Genomic DNA, 17,557 nt, shown 5'->3' with positions numbered 1-17,557 from the left:
AAATTTTTATGGATTTTACATTGCTACCATCAACTGTGAAAATATTGCAAGCTACAAATTTATGGCAAAATAATCGGTTAATTTTACGAGAATTTAAACACTTTCGACTTGTGGCAATTTTAGCTGTAGTGTTTTCAGTTTTAGCTGCAAGTTTTGAAGGGTTTGGTTTAGGATTTTTGCTGGTGTTCCTCCAAAGCTTAACTACTCCTGGTGCTGAACCAGTGAAAACAGGAATTGAGTGGTTTGATATTTTAATTTTAGGCATTAATGGTTCAGCAATGGAGCGATTATATCGCATATCAGCTTTAATTGTAATCACAACCTGTATGCGGGCTTCGTTCAATTATATAGGACAGATTTGCATCCAGTTTAGTGAAGTAAGTTTAGTAGATAATCTCCGTAAACGAATTTTTCAACAGTTGGAGGCTCAAGCTCTCAGTTATTTTAGTCATAAAAAATCTGGAGAATTAGTTAATACACTCACCAGTGAAATGGAGAGAATTAGACAAATTTTTGGTGGACTAGCTTTTTTAGTTACTAGAAGCTTTACACTGATTGTCTATTCTGTTTCCTTGTTTATTCTTTCATGGAAACTTTCTATAGTTTCTATTTTGCTATTTAGTCTTTTAGCTGTAGCACTATCTACACTAAATAAACAAATTAGAGAACGAAGTTTTGCTATTACTTCTGCCAATGATAATTTTACTGCTAGGGTGCTAGAGTTGATCGAAGGTATTCGCACAATCCATGCTTTTTCTACTCAAGAATTTGAGCAAAAACGCTATTATCAAGCTAGTGAAAAAATAGTTAATACTTGGAAAAGTGTTTATTGGATTTCTTTGCTAGTTAAGCCTCTAGCTGAGAGTATATCTACTGTAATTCTTATCAGTATGATTATTGTGGCTCTAGTCACAGGTTTAATGAAAGTTTCGGCTTTATTAACTTTCTTTTTTGTGCTGTTTAGGATCATCCCCATGACTCAAGATTTGAATGGAGTCGTAGCTTCTTTAAGTACCCAAGCAGGAGCAGTAGAAAATATCAAGAATTTATTGAAAACTGATGATAAAATCTACTTTCAAAATGGCGCACTCAGATTTCCTGGCTTCACAAGATCAATTGATTTAGTATCTGTAGATTTTGATTATAGTCTTGAAAAACGCATTTTACATAATATTACTCTCTCAATTAAACAAGGTGAAATGACAGCTTTGGTGGGTTCATCTGGGGCTGGTAAAACTACACTTGCAGATTTAATTCCGCGCTTTCATGATGCTACTGATGGCTATATTTATATAGATGAGATTGATATTCGCAAATTTGAAATCAACTCTCTCCGCTCTAAGATAGCTGTTGTTAGTCAGAATACATTTATTTTCAATACTTCTGTTTGGAATAATATTGCCTACGGTACACCAACGGCAACAGAAGCAGAAATTCAAGAAGCTGCACGACAAGCAAATGCTTTAGAATTTATTCTAGAAATGCCTGAAGGTTTTGATACACAATTAGGAGATAGAGGAGTCAGACTATCAGGAGGACAAAGACAAAGAATTGCTATTGCTCGGGCATTGCTGAAAAATCCAGAGATTCTGATTTTAGATGAAGCTACAAGTGCTTTAGATTCTATGTCTGAACGGTTAATTCAAGACTCATTAGAAAAGCTCTCTGTTGGCCGCACAGTAATTGCGATCGCTCACCGTCTTTCTACTATTGCTAAAGCGGATAAAGTTGTAGTTATTGAACAAGGAAGGATTGTAGAACAGGGGGCATATCAAGAGCTACTTCAACAACGTGGCAAGTTCTGGCAATATTATCAAATTCAAAATGAAGTGAGATAAATATAAGGAGTCAGGAGTCACCGAGTCAGAATAAATGCAACCTCCAAGAACAGATAAACAATAATTCAACATTTAATTAACTGAATGTTAAATGTTGATAGAACAAGATGCAGAGACATTTTTGTTTGTTTTAACCAATAAAGATTGCCAAAAATATGAAAGATCAACAGTTAGCTAACTTTAAGGGTAAAATATATTTTTTTTGTTTACCTAGAGAGGAAGGTAATGGAGGAGATAGGTTTCAGCATTTATTTATTTGTTTAGCAGAAGGTTTTCGAGAACTGGGGATATCCTTTTTTTCTAATATCAATTACTGGCAAGAGTCACCGGAAAAACAAGAATATCTCTTTCGTCATGATCCAGCTATCACAACCGATGACTGCTCTATTGTAGTATTTATCAATAACTGGTTTAATGCTAATTATCCTCTGCCGGATAATTTATTTCATGAAGGAAGAAAATATTTAACTGTTTATTTAGATGGTAATGATAATGATAACAATTATCATAAATTACCAGAATATAAACAATTTGATTTCATCCTCAAGACACATTCAAATCAACAACTCAATTATCTAGATAATTTTTATCCCTGGTCTTTTGGATTAAGTAACCGGATATTAAATGAATTAAAGGAAGTACCAAATTTCCAGGATAAAAAAAGACAAATACTCATTAATTTTCGACATTGGCGCACTGGTCATCCAGTGAGGAATATTAGTTCTAGGCTATTAATGCCACACATTAGTAATATTTTGGAGACGAATAATAGTGTTGATAACCAAGCCGAATATCCAACTGAACCATATCATTATCTCCAATGGTTACAAACTGGTAAACGGCACTATCCAAATTACTACAACCGCCTAAAAAATTCCACTGCCTGTGCTTGTTTTGGTGGTTTTTTTGTTCCTGCTTGGCCGAAAAATTCAGGTGGTTTAATTAGTCGTAATATTCAGCGAGTAATGAAAAAATTGATGTTGAAATCTAACACGATTGTCCAATGGGATAGTTGGCGATTTTGGGAATCTTTAGCCGCAGGATGTGTGACATTTCATCTAGATTTTGAAAAATATGGGATTGATTTACCCGTAATGCCTGAAAATTGGCGACATTATATTGGTATAGATTTGGATAACGTTCAGACAACAATAGATAGAATTACAGCAAATCCTGAAATTCTCGAATATATTGCTCAAGAAGGTAGAAGTTGGGCAATTAAAAATTATAGTCCTGTACCAACAGCTTTACGGTTCTTAGAAATAGTTTCCCAAAAACAAACAAATATTCCCACTAGTTCATTTTATCATCCTACAGTCAATGCTAAATATTAACTCCTCTGCACCTTTGGTAAGTGTGATTATCCCTACCTATAATCGCCCAGAATACCTCAAACAAGCAATTACTAGCGCAATTCACCAAACTTATCAAAATTTAGAAATTATTGTTTCTGATAATTGCAGTTTAGAAAATCCTCAAGCTCTGATGGAATCATTTCAAGACTCACGCATCAAATTTTTCCGACATGAAGAAAATATTGGAATGTTGGGTAATCAGTTTCATGGTTTTAAAATTGCTACAGGTAAATATGTAGCTAGTCTCCATGATGATGATATGTGGAATGAGGATTTTTTATCTAAACTTGTACCTAATTTAGAAGCAAATCCTCATTTAATTCTGGCATTTTGTGACCAATATATTATAGATGGTGATAGTAAAATTAATATTGCTGCCACTGAAAACAATACCCGCAGTTATAAACGGGATCAAATCGCTCTCGGAATTCATGAAAATTTTACTCAAATTGGCTTAATTGATAAAAGTATTCCCACTGCGGCTGCTTGTGTAATTAGAAATGGTGTCTTAAATTGGGATAGTATTCCTTCAGAAGTTGACGGAATGTGGGATTTATATTTAACTTATCTTTGTTGTATTTCTGGCTATGGAGTTTATTATGTTCCTGAAAAATTAACTAAATATCGAGAGCATGAACAAACTGATACTATGCTCAGTGGTAGTCGCAATATTCAAGCAAAAATTCGTAAAGGTAAAAGTGAATTATTCTGTTATCAAACCTTTATGGAAGATCAACGTTTACAGGAATTTAAATCTTACTTTAAAAGCAAATGGTTAGAAGCTAATACAACTTTAGGAATTGGCTTATTACGAGATCAAAAAATTACAGATGCTCGTCGTTATTTTTGGCAGACGTTAAGTGAACAAAAATTTAATTTGCGAACCTTAGTAGCTTTAATTATCAGTTTTATTCCCGCAAATTTAACAAGTAAAATCTGGAAAATTTCCTAATTTAATCAATCAAGAGAGGTTATGAGTGAAAATTTGTATTGTTACCCACAAAATTAGAAAAGGTGATGGTCAAGGCAGAGTTAATTATGAAGTAGCTCAAGAAGCAATTCGTCGTGGTCATAACCTGACATTATTAGCTAGTGAAATTGCTCCAGAGTTAGCAGAAAATAGTGCTGTTAATTGTATTTATCTTCCAGTAGAAAAATATCCTACAGAATTTATTCGCAATTTTATGTTTGCGAAAAAAAGCGGAGATTGGTTGCAAAAAAATCGGGCTAATTTGGATTTAATTAAAGTTAATGGTGCGATTACTATGGGTGCGGCTGATGTAAATGCTGTCCATTTTGTCCATAATTCTTGGTTGAAATCCTCTGTACATATTTCCCGGACGCGCAAAGATTTATATGGTTTTTATCAATGGTTATTTACAGCGGCTAATGCTTATTGGGAAAAACAAGCTTTCCGCCAATCTAAAATTATTATTGCTGTCTCAAAAAAAGTTGCTCAAGAATTAATAGATATTGGTGTACCTCCTTTGCAAATTCAGGTAATTGCCAATGGTGTAGACTTACAAGAATTTGCTCCTGGTGTCAGTTCTCGGACTGCATTAGGATTGCCGGAAAGTGTGACTTTGGCATTATTTGCGGGTGATATTCGGATTTCTCGGAAGAACTTAGATACTGTACTTCATGGGTTGGTGAAAGTTCCTGAATTACATTTAGCAGTTGTCGGTGGTACTCAAGATAGCCCCTATCCGGCAATGGCCAAGGCATTAAATATTAGTGAAAGAGTGCATTTTTTAGGTTATCGCCATGATATGCCGCAAATTCAACGGGCATCAGATTTATTTGTGTTTCCTTCCCGTTATGAACCTTTTGGACTTGTAGTGATTGAGGCTATGGCTTCAGGTTTGCCAGTAATTACAGCTACTACTACTGGTGCGGCTGACTTACTTAATTCTGATTGTGGCATTGTTTTAGACGACTGCAACGATGTTAACGCTTTAGCTCATGCCCTTGGTTTATTAAATAGCGATCGCTCGCTGAGGCAAGAAATGGGTAAAGTTGCCCGTAGCATTGCCGAAAAATATAGCTGGTCAACAATGGCACAAACCTATTTAGATATATTTGAGGAGTTAATGACCAATGAGAAACACCGTTCTCATCCCCACCTATCGCCGTCCTCAAGACCTAGCCCGCTGTCTGAAAGCACTGCAACAGCAAACTAAATCAGTTGATCAGGCGATCATTGTTGTCAGAGATACAGACACAGAAACTCAGCAATTCCTAAATCAATTCCCGCCCCACATTCTCCCCTTACAAATTGTTACCGTCACCCAGCCGGGAGTAGTCGCCGCCCTCAACGCCGGACTGGCACAAGTACAGGGAGACATTGTTTCCATCACCGATGATGATGCTGCCCCCCACCCTGATTGGTTAGCTAAAATTAATACTCACTTCAGCGTTAATCGGGCTATTGGTGGCGTTGGTGGCCGTGATTGGGTTTATCAAGGAGACAAATTAGAAAATGGTTCTCGTCCCATAGTTGGTAAATTGCAATGGTGCGGACGTGTTATTGGCAACCATCATCTAGGGGTAGGTGTACCCCGTGAAGTTGATGTCCTTAAAGGTGTGAACATGAGCTTTCGCACCCAAGCTATTGGTAAACTATGCTTTGATGACAGAATGCAAGGAACAGGCGCACAAGTACATTTTGAAATGTCCTTCACCCTTACCCTCAAACGCGCTGGCTGGACAATGATTTATGATCCTAGTATTGCTGTAGATCACTATCCAGCCCAACGATTTGATGAAGATCAACGCCATAACTTCAACGACACGGCATTAATTAACCTAGTCCATAACGAAACCTTAGTTTTATTAGAACATCTTTCTCCCCTGCGTCAGGCTGTGTTTTTATCTTGGTCAGTCTTAATCGGCACTAAGGAAAGTTTAGGAATATGTCAATGGCTGCGACTATTTCCCCAACAAAGACAACTTGCTAGTAAAAAATTGCACGCATCCTTACAGGGAAGATGGTTGGGATATCAACAATATAGAAAGATGGAAAAATCCCATCTTAGTTATTAATTAAGATTTACAAATACCAAAATTTTTAAACAACATTGAGATCAAAATGATTTCTAAACCAATACTTTTTAATACTGTTTTAAAAGAACAATTTTCTCCTCAAGATCGATCTGCCCAAAGTTGGATCATCATTCTTGGTTTTATCTTTCTCACAACAGCTTGCTACTTTACCACTACATCCAGTTTACGCCTCGTTTTTCCCGCTACAGCCCTTCTAGTAGCCCTGTTTTTATACTTACGGCATCCCATTCATTATATCGGCTTCACCTGGTGGATATGGTTTCTCACCCCCTTAATTACTCGTTTAGTTGACTATAAGGTTGGCTGGGACCCTACCCGACAAATGTTAATTGCACCTTACTTGGTAGTATTTGTAACTGTATTTACCTTCCTAAAACATCTACCTAGCACTGTTCGTCAAGGGGGATTACCATTTCTTTTAGGTTTTATAGGAGTTTGCTATGGATGTTTAGTGGGTTTAATTTACAATCAACCACTTCCTGTAGTGCGGAGTTTTTTAGATTGGCTAAGTCCGATAATTTTTGCTTTTCACCTATTTTCTAATTGGCGAGATTATCCCAGTTATCGCCAGCATCTGCAACGCACATTTATTTGGTGTGTACTCATCCTGGGAGCTTACGGGGTCTATCAATTTGTTGTCGCTCCTGAATGGGATAGATATTGGCTTGTAGAATCTAAAATGTTTACCAGTGCTGGACACCCTATCCCTTTTGGAATGCGCGTTTGGAGTACATTACACTCACCCGGTCCATTTGGTACGGTGATGATGACTGGATTACTATTATTATTTACCAGTGCTGGCCCGTTAATTTTTCCGGCTTCTGCTGTGGGTTATTTATCATTTTTACTTTCCCAAGTGCGGACAAGTTGGGGCGGCTGGTTGTTAGGCATAATTCTGATTTTTGGTTCAGTAAAACCCCAAATTCAAATGCGCTTAGTTACCATAATTTTGGTGATGACAATGTGTATTGTCCCCTTGGTAACTATAGAACCTCTTTCTAAAGTTATTACCTCTCGATTTGAAAGTTTTTCTAATCTAGAACAAGATGGTAGTTTTAGGGATAGATCAGCAACTTATGACAGAAACTTGAGTTTAGCTCTTTCTAATGTTGTTGGTAACGGCTTTGGAAATGTCTGGAAGGTGAATGAAAAAACTGGACAAATAGAGGTAATTGTCATTGATAGCGGCATTTTAGATATGTTTTTTACCTTGGGTTGGATTGGTGCTATACCTTATATTAGTGGGTTGTTATTAATACTTTTTAGTGTTAGTAATTATACAGAAGGTCGTTTTGATAGCTTTCTCAGTGCTGCCCGTGCTATTGGTATCAGTTCTTGCGCTCAATTAATTATCTATAGCGGGATGCTAAGTATTGCAGGGATGATTATGTGGGGATTCTTGGCTATGGCTATGGCAGGACATAAATACTATAGCAGACCACAGGTATAGTATTTGACTGATGGATTAAACTGTAAGATCCCTGGCTTCAACAAGATGTCGGGGATCTGCGTTTGGGAATTTCCATAAATTCAATGAAAGTGCTATGGACTGATAGAATGTGTTCACTTTCATAACTAATTTACTTTAACGATATCTACTGGAATCAGATACAAAAGTTATCTAAAAACCCATACACCAAAACACTTTCAACTCTGTTCTCTGTTCCCTTTTCCCTTTTCCCTATTCCCTACTATTATAAATGAGGTGCTTATGAATCAAATTCATCGGGTGGCAATTGTCGGCGGAAATCACGGTAATGAGTTAACGGGAGTTTATTTAGTTAAAAAGTTTCAGCAATATCCCCATTTAATTCATAGAACCAGTTTTGAAACTTTATCATTACTTGGCAATCCTAAAGCTATTACTGCACGGACAAGATATATTGATGTAGACCTAAATCGGTGTTTTAATAATAATAAATTATCAGATGCAAAAACCTCAAGTTATGAGGAATTAAGAGCGCGAGAAATTCAACAAATATTACAACCACAAAACCAACAAAATGTAGATACAATTATTGATTTACATACTACTACTGCCAATATGGGATTATGTATTATTCTGGGAAATTGGCATCCTTTATTACTTAACTTAGCGGCTGATTTGAGTGCAATGAATCCTTTGGTAAAAGTTTATATTCATGAACAACCCAAAGGCAGTGGTTTTCTGCGTTCTTTATGTGATTTGGGTTTTGCTATTGAAGTTGGTGCTGTACCCCAGGGAATTTTAAATGCTGAATTGTTTCAACAAACTGAGCAACTTATTTATAGTGTTTTAGATTATTTTGAAGACTATAATCAAGGAAAAAACTTGCCGAAAAATGATTTGCTGACAGTTTATAAATCAATTGGTGTTATTGATTATCCTAGAAATGAAGTCGGAGAAATTCAGGCTATGATTCACCCCCAACTTCAGTTCAGAGATTATGAACCCTTGCATCCTGGTGATCCTATATTTCTCACTTTTAATGGAGAGGAAATTTTGTATCAAGGCAATTCCACTGTTTATCCCATTTTCATTAATGAAGCTGCCTATTATGAGAAAGGAATTGCCATGCACATTAGCGAAAAAGAATTAATTAAGATTAGCTAATTCTCTGGTTTCTATAACTCTGATGATATTGTCTTTTCTGATTAATTCACGGTATATAGTTAGTGTTTCTTCATGCACTCGTGCGGCACTAAATCTTTCTAGATTTTGTTGAGCGCGGACTTTCCATTGATCTAAAAGTTGGCGATCGCTCAGTAACTGTGTCAAAGTCTTAGCTAAAGTGGAAATATCTTTGGGTGGTACTAAAATTCCCGCTTGACTATAATCTAAAGTTTCCGGAATACCATCAACATCACTAGCTATGATCGCACAACCAGCTTCCCGCGCTTCTGTCAGCACTAAGCCAAAAGATTCGCAATGGGAAGCTAGAACAAAGATATCCGTTGCTAACATATAGCATTGCGGTTCTGCCTGAAATCCTTCAAAATGAATGCGATTGCTCAAACCTGTATTTTGCACCATAGCCTCGAACATCGGCCGATCTGGTCCATCTCCTACTAAATATAAATGTGCTTGCGGAAAGTCTATAGAAACTATTTTAAAGGCCTCAATTAATTCATAAATACCTTTACGAGTATACATCCCAGCCACAGTAGTTATAGATGGATGTTGCATTGCTACTGGTTGATAATCTTGCAGTTTTTTATGTCGAGGACTTCCTAAAGTCCCGTTGCTCACTACTCGCAACTTTTGAGATGGAATACCCCGTTGAATCATGGAATTAGCTACTGCTTTACTGACTGCAATTACCTGATCAGCTAATCCCATTAATATAGCACTATGCTGAAATTCATTATGGACAGTAGAAACTAAATGATATTCTCGATTTTTTCGCCAAATACCGGCTAAAATTGCTCCTGTCATCATGTGGACATGAACAATATCTGGCTGAAATTCTTTAATTATCCGGCGATAATGCCCAACAGCTTTAATAAGATTTAATGGCGTGCGGCATTGATTGAGATAAAAATGCTCAATACCATGATCTGTTAATAATTTTTCATATTCTCCACCAGCAGAAGCTACAGCAACATCAAGACCACTTTTTGCTTGTAAACAAGCTAAATCTACTGCTACGTTGACAATGCCATTGCCGATTTTTTGAACATGATTAGTAATATGTAGAATCCGCATTTAAATTTCCCCTACCGTAATTATTTATAGCTAATTTTCAGATGCCTATCCCCAAAAACTTTACTCGGATTTAAAAAATATTTCTTCTGAATTTAAAAATCGGTTAATAAATCCATGAGGTAACATTTGCAGTTGGGAAGGATATGCAGCAATAGCTCTTGCTTTTTTATCCTTTACTGATGTCACTGATAAGCGATAAGCCGCTGCAATATCTTGTAACTTCAAAAGAATAAATAATGGCGATCGCCAAAATACCCAAATAGGATATTGAAGTAGTTCTGTAGTAATTTTAGATTGGCTAATTGCCTCTCTGACTAAGTTATAGGTAGCTTCATGATCTTGATGACAATCTTTGCGGTGAGGAACATAAACTTCTCCCGGTTGATAAAACTGAAGCAATTCGGAAATTTGCGTAATTATCTGTTGCTTTTTTTCTATATTCAAGGAAGTTAAACTGCCATCTTGATGATTTAAAAAATGAATATCTGAAGTGTTTACACCCAAAATATCTAAAGCTATCAAAGATTCTTGTTGACGAATATGGATAACTTGATTTTGAATATGTGGATCTGACCCATGAGAACCTCTACCATCAGTTAAAAAAGTTATACCTACTTCTATTCCTTGTTCTCTTTTACTTGCAATCATCCCTCCACAACCAAAGGTTTCATCATCTTGATGAGGAGAAAAAACCATTGCTGATTTTTCTGAAAATTCTAAAGGTTGACTTCCCCAATGCAAAATCCACCATGAAACTAAACTACAATGAATATATTGTATCTGATTTAGCAATTTATTAGGAATTATTTTTTCTAAGGATATTAGTGCTTTTTTATGATTCATAACTTTAAAATTGATTCAAGATGAAATTCAAGTTTTGTGGATGACAAATATTGATGCCTCCCATAAACGAAAACAACTATTTTTATAATAGTCAAGCCCTAGATAATAGTATTTATTGTTTTAATAAAGTTATGCTGAAAATATCAATAAGAAGTTATGTACCAATAGTATTTGAATTTTGAAAAATCCAAGATTAACGGTGCGTTACGCTGGCACTAACGCACCCTACGTGCTTTCCCTCCCCTCATAAGGCTGACAAGTGTAGGTTTTTTACATTGTCTTGAGGACAAGACTTGGTGGACAAGGTGGACAAGGTGACAAGGGAGGAAAACCGGACAAATGAATGTATAATTAGTAACAAAACAACCCATGAATTGAGTATTTTGTGGATAAAATCCTCCTTGTCTACTTTCCTTCCTTGTCATCAGTTGGTCTTGCCTTTACAGAGAATATTAAAAACCTACACCTGTCAGCCCTCATGAGGGGGCTTACGGTGTACACACAAATCCTACCTGTCTTCGTTTCGGCCTATTTCGCCCCCTAAATCTCCCAATTTTGGGGGTTAGGGGGCGATTCAATCACTTGTGTATACATAGTAGTATGAGGGGACAAGGATTTGAGCTTAAGTTGACACCAATGAGTGAATATAAACTCAGTGGTCATCTTTCAACTCCGTTCAATAACCCCCTCTATGAATTTGATATCTGGGAAGTGTGCAAAGTAGGATACATCTTTCATTTTTCTACCCAGAAGTGTTTCTAGAGAAACAGTAAATCATGGGTTAGGTTAGTTAGAATTTAGGGAAATCATCGAAATCTCTATTACCTACTATATAAAATTAAGCTGTGCTTAATCACTGTAGGGGTTGATGTTTACCATTAAATTTCGCTAGTTTTTGTATTCTATGAGACTGTAATGATTACTGAATTTTTGCTGAAGTTATAAATTGAGTAATTATTGCATTAGGATAAGTTATCTTGGGTATGCAATGGTGTGCCACTATCATGCAGATGAATTGGATTAGTTTACTAAAAGCGCAACAAACTGACTTCTTAAACCGGGTGAAAAAACCCAAAACTGCGGATCTTTCTCTTTTAGAAAGTCGAGTTAAAGGTTATCACAGTGAAGTGATGGCATTTGCGGGGGATTCATTCACGAAAATTCTCGAATGTTCTCGTCAACAAGCCGAAATTCTCGCTAAAAATCCGCCACCGATACCACCTGAATACCCTGAATATCCTGATTGGATCATTCCCTTTCCTACTTATTTTCAACGTCAAGCCGAAGATTATTTTGTCCGTGAACAAATTGTAGATTGGATGATTATGGAACGGTTGGGAAAATTAGTCAGAAAAGTGCCACAAGACACTTTAGAAAATATGGTTTTGGATGATGAGGGAAATTTACGTGGTGAAAGTAAATTTACTTATTTATTGACTAATAACCCAAAGATCAGTATTCAAGTTCACGTAGCAGATGGAGAAAGTTTTAACGGCATCAAAAAAGATAAAATCCGTTGGTCTGTTAGTCAACAAGATATCAATAGACATCAAGTATTAATTTTTCTTTGTTTGTTTTATCCCGGAAATAACGAACTAGGATACCACAAACAAACCGTGATTACTGGTTTTTTACCCACAAATCAACTGGATTTTCCAGAATCAAAGATATATCTAACTCCCAGTAGTTTATTGTATGCAGGGGGATTAAATTGGTATTTACAATCTCTGAGTGGTAAACAAGATGATGTGCCAATAACTGATGAGAAAATGATGGTAGAAACAATTCAAACCTTACCATCAGATCATCCCCAAAAGAAAATTGTTGGTGATTGGGAATGCTGGCAAACATTAAAAGGACATACCAGAGGTATTAATTGTTTAGCCTATGCTATCAAAACTTTAGAAGTTAAAGATGCCGACTGTAAAAATGTTAAAACTATTCCCATTTTAGCGAGTGGTAGTAGGGGAGAAACAAAATTATGGGATTTAGCCAAAGGTGAATTAATCGAGACATTATCGGAATATCCTTGGATTCATTCTGGCTTAGTTAATGAAGTTAATTCCTTAGCTTTTAGTACCGACGGACAAACATTAGTGAGTGTAGGTGCAGATTCCACAGTTAAAATTTGGCATACGGGGGCGTTAGATTTAATTGATATTCTCCACAAACATCATGGAGATGTACGTTGTGTGGCGTTTACACCCGATGGTAATATGTTAGCAACTGGTGGTCATGATCGCAAGATTTTATTTTGGAATTTGCGCGATCGCCAAGTGGAAAATACCCTATCTTTAGATGATACCGCAGCCCATTCAATGGTGTTAAGTCAAGATGGGAAAATTTTGATTACAGGTAGCTATCGGAAAATCAAAGTTTGGGAAACATCCGCTACAGGAAATCAGAAAAATCTGCCAGATATACAACCCATATACACCCTAATGGGTCATTCCCATATTGTCAATTCCTTAGCTATGAGTGCTGATGCTAAATTTTTAGTCAGTGGTAGTCAAGATCAAACTATTCGAGTTTGGAATTTAGCCACTGGGGAATTAGTTCACACTCTCAAAGGACATCGAGATAGTGTCAATGCAGTTGCTTTAAGTCCTGATGAACAAATTATTGCTAGTGGTAGTGCTGATAAAACTATCAAATTGTGGCATTTAGGATCTGGGGAATTATTAGGGACATTTACAGGTCATGCAAATACAGTTACAGCTTTATCCTTTACTGCTTCTGGGGAAATGTTAGTTAGTGGAAGTTTGGATAAAACAATTAAAATTTGGCAGCGAAGTTAAATAAAAACTGCGGTTGTCTCTACAAGTTTGTGCCACTTGCAAAACTGGTACAAATCTTGTATCCATAACTGCTTTATTTTATGCCTTTTGAGTGATTTTAATTGAGTACAGTTATTTAACTGGTAAGTTACTCTCACTACTTTTTTCACCAATACATACAATCGTTATGATACAATCGTTATGTTAGCAAGTAAGTAATTAATTAAACAGTAGATAATATGTCAACAGTTAATCAACAAAAAGAGAATCCAGCTTGGGTTTTACAAACATGGGCATCTTTTGTTTTATCTATTTCTCTAACTACTTTTGGTATTGTTAATTTACCCGCAGATAACTGGATCAAAGGATTTATGGGCATGGGTTTAGCTTTTTCTGTTGGTTCTACTTTTACTTTGGCAAAAACTACTAGAGATGCTTATGAAAGCAAAAAGTTAACTTCCCGCATTGAAGAAGCAAAGGTTGAGAAGTTACTTTCTCAACATGATCTGAGTTTAAAATAAGCAGTTTAAAAATGGGGAAAATAAAGGGTTTAGCATTGCTAAACCTCTACTTAATTAACGGTGAATAATTCTAGCAAATTACATAAACCCCAAATATTTGGAAGTGCGATAACCTAGCCATATTCCCAAAAATCCCCCAATCACACTAAATAGAATTGAGGTAAATGAGAACAAACTCCCACCCCATAAAAGCGGAATGTAGCTACCAATAGTAGAACCGAAAAACATTCCAATACTGATAAATAATTTATTCACGTTTTTTTAGGTAGTAATTACATACCCAATGTACTTGATTTTACAGATATTTCCTGAAAACTAATTTTAAACATTATCGTTAATAATATAACTATGCTTTCTAGTTACCAATTGTCAGTAACCCAGCCCTAAAGGGACTGAGCTTGCAAGAGAAATCAAACAAGCTGTACTGACCAGACCACCCTGAGCATAGTCTCAGGGTAGCCGTTATTTGAGTCACGACACCCCGGAATGCGTAGCTAGTTCCCTGCTCTGTCGCTTGTGATTAAACAGTTGTAAGGTCACTGGAACAGTGTTGCAAGCCTAACAAGCTCTTATAACAGGTCGAAGCTAACATCACCCCGAAAGGGAGGCACATCGCGTGCAACACATTATGCGTACAGAGTTGAGAAATTTGAATCGGTAATTGTCCCGTTGAAAGTACATCACAACAGTACCCCGAATTTCCCAACTCCAAGGCGGTAATGAAAAAAGATTCAATGCGGTTAAAACCGCCCGTGTCGCTTCCCTCTCAGCCCTAAAGGGACTGAGTTTCCCGCATACCGCGAGGTCTTATGACTATAGCCATTAAACGCCAGATTACACTAGAAGATTTTGTCAAGTTACCAGAAACAAAGCCAGCATCAGAATTTATTAACGGGGAAATCCTGCAAAAACCTATGCCACAAGGTGAACACAGCTTAATTCAGACTACTTTTATTGAAGTTGTCAATGGACTAACCAGAAGTCAAAAAATTGCCATAGCTTTCTCAGAACTACGTTGTACTTTTGGTGGTAGCACCATTGTTCCTGATATTGCGGTGTTCCGGTGGGAGAGAATTCCTAAAACTGAGTCTGGGAGAATTGCTAACCGGTTTGAAATTCATCCCGACTGGGTAATAGAAATTCTTTCTCCTGAACAACAACAGAAAAAAGTATTAACTAAATTATTGCATTGTTCCCGAAATGGAACTGAATTAGGTTGGTTACTAAATCCAGAGGAAGAAAGTGTATTAACTGTATTTCCTGGACAAAAAATAGAAATATATGAAGGTGATGATAAATTACCAATTTTGGAAGGTATTAATTTAGAATTGACAGTTAAGGAAATTTTTGGTTGGTTGAGTTTTGGTTCATGATTATGGCAGGGAACAGGAAGCTTTATCAAGGGCGGGGAAACTCCGCCCCTCCGTTAAAACTGTTGTAAAAAGCGTAAATCACTATTATACAAACGACGAATATCATCAATTTGATGTAATACCATTGCAAACCGTTCTACACCAAAACCAGCAGCAAAACCGCTATAAACTTCTGGATCATAACCCACAGATTTCAAAACATTCGGGTCAACCATACCGCAACCCATGACTTCTAACCACCGCCCTTTCCACTGTAAATCTACTTCGGCTGAAGGTTCGGTAAAGGGAAAATAACTGGCACGAAAGCGAATTGGTAAATCGCCAAATATTGATTGTAAAAATACTTTCACAGTTCCTTTTAAGTCTGTAAAAGTTAGTCCTTCATCTATTGCTAAAAGTTCAATTTGATGGAAAACTGCGGAGTGCGTCGCGTCTACATCATCTCTGCGATATACTCGACCTGGGGCAACAACTCGAATAGGTGGTTCTTCCTTTTCCATATAGCGAATTTGCACCGAGGAAGTATGAGTCCGCAGTAAGTTACCATCTGGTAAATAGAAGGTATCCTGCATATCACGGGCTGGATGATCTGGAGGAGTGTTAAGAGCCTCGAAATTGTAGTAATCTGTTTCCATTTCTGTACCTTGGGCAACGGTGTAACCCATACCGACAAAGATATCTAAGGTTTGGTCAATAATGCCATTGAGAGGATGAATCCGACCTTGGGGACGGTAAATACCGGGCATAGTGACATCTATTGTTTCCGCCTCTAGCTGTGCCTGAATTTGAGCAGACTCCAAGGTTGTCCGTTGCTGGTCAAGGCTGTTTTGGATGGCTTCTTTGACAGTGTTAGCGATCGCCCCAATCTTAGGCCGTTCCTCTGCACTCATTTGCCCCATACTTCGCAATAGCGCCCCCAATTGCCCTTTTTTACCTAAATAGTTAACTCGTAGTTCTTCTAGGCGTTCCAAGGTATCAGCAGATGCGATCGCTGTTTCTCCTTCTTGGCGTAATGCTAAAAGTTGATCCTCTAAATTGTTAGTCATTAGTCATTGGTGATTAGTCATTAGTCATTAGTCTATAGCAGGGAACAGGGAACAGGGAACAGGGAATAGAGGAATTAGTGACAGGAAGTTACATTTATTTTTTGTTAGTGTGACAACAGACACTGACAACTGACTCTAAACTAATGACTAATAACCAATGACTAATGAATAATAAAATATGAAATTACTAATTAGTAACGATGATGGAATTTCTGCTCCGGGTATTCGTGCCTTAGCTAACACCCTAGCCGCAGCGGGTCATGAAGTAACAGTAGTTTGTCCAGATCGAGAGAGATCGGCAACTGGACATGGATTAACCTTACTGCAACCTATTCGCGCTGAAATAGTCGAATCTATTTTTCATCCTGATATTAAAGCTTGGGCTTGTGATGGTACGCCTTCAGATTGTGTAAAATTAGCATTATGGGCTTTATTAGATTCTCCACCGGATTTAGTGCTATCTGGCATTAACCAAGGCGCAAATTTGGGAACAGAAATCCTTTATTCTGGAACTGTTTCGGCCGCAATGGAGGGTTTGATCGAAGGTATTCCCAGTATTGCTTTTAGTTTAACCAGTCATACTCACAAGGACTTTCAACCAGCAGCTAAATTTGCCCAAGTCCTAGTTGCTAAAATTGCCGCCCAACCGCTGCCAGAGTCAATGTTACTTAACGTCAATATTCCTCCCCTATCTGAGGAAGAAATTGCTGGTGTCAGTTTCACCAGACAAGGAGTGAGACGCTACGTGGATGTTTTTAATAAGCGAACTGATCCCAGAGGTAAAACTTATTACTGGTTAACTGGAGAGGTCATCGAGGATGTAGAACCACCAATGGAGTTAAATTTACCAAATCATATTCCCCTTGATGTTCATGCTATTCAGAAGAAATATATCAGTATTACTCCGTTGCAATATAATCTGACTTATGGTCATGGACTTAATCAGCTATCTACATGGGAATTGAAATTCCCGTAGGTTTAGGGAGATTTTTTTAAGCTAGAAAGAATTATTTTCAGTAACTTTACTGGATTTTTACTAGCTATTACTTAAGTAAG

General features: G+C 37.1%; 14 protein-coding genes. 11 read left to right on the top strand and 3 right to left on the bottom strand.

Going from position 1 to position 17,557, the window contains the following annotated elements:
• Positions 1 to 8 precede the first annotated feature (8 nt).
• The 7 genes from EZY12_10250 (at position 9) to EZY12_10220 (ending at position 8,849) form a co-directional block, all read left to right on the top strand.
• Entirely contained in the window at positions 9 to 1,838 is a 1,830-nt protein-coding gene (locus EZY12_10250) for an ABC transporter ATP-binding protein (protein QSX69917.1), read from the top strand.
• 155 nt (positions 1,839 to 1,993) lie between these two features.
• Entirely contained in the window at positions 1,994 to 3,172 is a 1,179-nt protein-coding gene (locus EZY12_10245) for a glycosyltransferase family 1 protein (protein QSX69916.1), read from the top strand.
• Positions 3,159 to 4,145, top strand: coding sequence for a glycosyltransferase family 2 protein (locus tag EZY12_10240; protein ID QSX69915.1), 987 nt, complete (start codon positions 3,159 to 3,161; stop codon positions 4,143 to 4,145). Before EZY12_10245 ends, EZY12_10240 begins: the two co-directional genes overlap by 14 nt.
• A gap of 25 nt (positions 4,146 to 4,170) precedes the next feature.
• Positions 4,171 to 5,373 (top strand): glycosyltransferase family 4 protein, encoded by a 1,203-nt coding sequence (locus tag EZY12_10235; protein QSX69914.1) that lies wholly within the window; start codon positions 4,171 to 4,173, stop codon positions 5,371 to 5,373.
• Positions 5,291 to 6,235, top strand: a complete 945-nt coding sequence (locus EZY12_10230) for a glycosyltransferase family 2 protein (protein ID QSX69913.1) — start codon at positions 5,291 to 5,293, stop codon at positions 6,233 to 6,235. The genes EZY12_10235 and EZY12_10230 overlap by 83 nt, the downstream gene beginning before the upstream one ends.
• A 46-nt stretch (positions 6,236 to 6,281) precedes the next feature.
• Positions 6,282 to 7,706 (top strand): O-antigen ligase domain-containing protein, encoded by a 1,425-nt coding sequence (locus tag EZY12_10225; GenBank protein ID QSX69912.1) that lies wholly within the window; start codon positions 6,282 to 6,284, stop codon positions 7,704 to 7,706.
• 261 nt (positions 7,707 to 7,967) lie between these two features.
• Positions 7,968 to 8,849 carry an aspartoacylase gene (locus EZY12_10220; protein ID QSX69911.1) on the top strand — a complete coding sequence of 294 codons (882 nt, stop codon included), beginning with the start codon at positions 7,968 to 7,970 and terminating at the stop codon, positions 8,847 to 8,849.
• On the opposite strand, the gene EZY12_10215 is transcribed toward EZY12_10220, so the two are convergent.
• Both EZY12_10215 and EZY12_10210 read right to left on the bottom strand, forming a co-directional pair.
• Positions 8,832 to 9,941 (bottom strand): glycosyltransferase family 4 protein, encoded by a 1,110-nt coding sequence (locus EZY12_10215; protein ID QSX69910.1) that lies wholly within the window; start codon positions 9,939 to 9,941, stop codon positions 8,832 to 8,834. The genes EZY12_10220 and EZY12_10215 overlap by 18 nt on opposite strands.
• A 60-nt stretch (positions 9,942 to 10,001) precedes the next feature.
• Positions 10,002 to 10,784, bottom strand: a complete 783-nt coding sequence (locus EZY12_10210; protein QSX69909.1) for a PIG-L family deacetylase — start codon at positions 10,782 to 10,784, stop codon at positions 10,002 to 10,004.
• A 1,004-nt stretch (positions 10,785 to 11,788) separates the two neighbouring features.
• Between EZY12_10210 and EZY12_10205 the strand changes: the two genes are divergently transcribed.
• From EZY12_10205 to EZY12_10195, 3 genes are all read left to right on the top strand, one after another.
• Positions 11,789 to 13,582 (top strand): WD40 repeat domain-containing protein, encoded by a 1,794-nt coding sequence (locus EZY12_10205; GenBank protein ID QSX70614.1) that lies wholly within the window; start codon positions 11,789 to 11,791, stop codon positions 13,580 to 13,582.
• Between the two features lie 218 nt (positions 13,583 to 13,800).
• Positions 13,801 to 14,082: a hypothetical protein gene (locus tag EZY12_10200; GenBank protein ID QSX69908.1), complete on the top strand. Its 282-nt coding sequence runs from the start codon at positions 13,801 to 13,803 to the stop codon at positions 14,080 to 14,082.
• Positions 14,083 to 14,891: 809 nt separating this feature from the next.
• Complete coding sequence (locus EZY12_10195) at positions 14,892 to 15,455, top strand: Uma2 family endonuclease (GenBank protein QSX69907.1); 564 nt, start codon at positions 14,892 to 14,894, stop codon at positions 15,453 to 15,455.
• A gap of 53 nt (positions 15,456 to 15,508) precedes the next feature.
• On the opposite strand, the gene pheS is transcribed toward EZY12_10195, so the two are convergent.
• Positions 15,509 to 16,501 carry a phenylalanine--tRNA ligase subunit alpha gene (gene pheS, locus EZY12_10190; GenBank protein ID QSX69906.1) on the bottom strand — a complete coding sequence of 331 codons (993 nt, stop codon included), beginning with the start codon at positions 16,499 to 16,501 and terminating at the stop codon, positions 15,509 to 15,511.
• A 178-nt stretch (positions 16,502 to 16,679) separates the two neighbouring features.
• Here pheS and surE point away from each other — a divergent pair, with 178 nt between their 5' ends.
• Entirely contained in the window at positions 16,680 to 17,477 is a 798-nt protein-coding gene (surE, locus tag EZY12_10185; GenBank protein QSX69905.1) for a 5'/3'-nucleotidase SurE, read from the top strand.
• Positions 17,478 to 17,557 lie beyond the last annotated feature (80 nt).

This window comes from Dolichospermum sp. DET69 (assembly GCA_017355425.1).
In the GTDB taxonomy this organism is placed as follows: Bacteria; Cyanobacteriota; Cyanobacteriia; order Cyanobacteriales; family Nostocaceae; genus Dolichospermum.
This window is presented reverse-complemented; position numbering and strand designations above follow the sequence as displayed.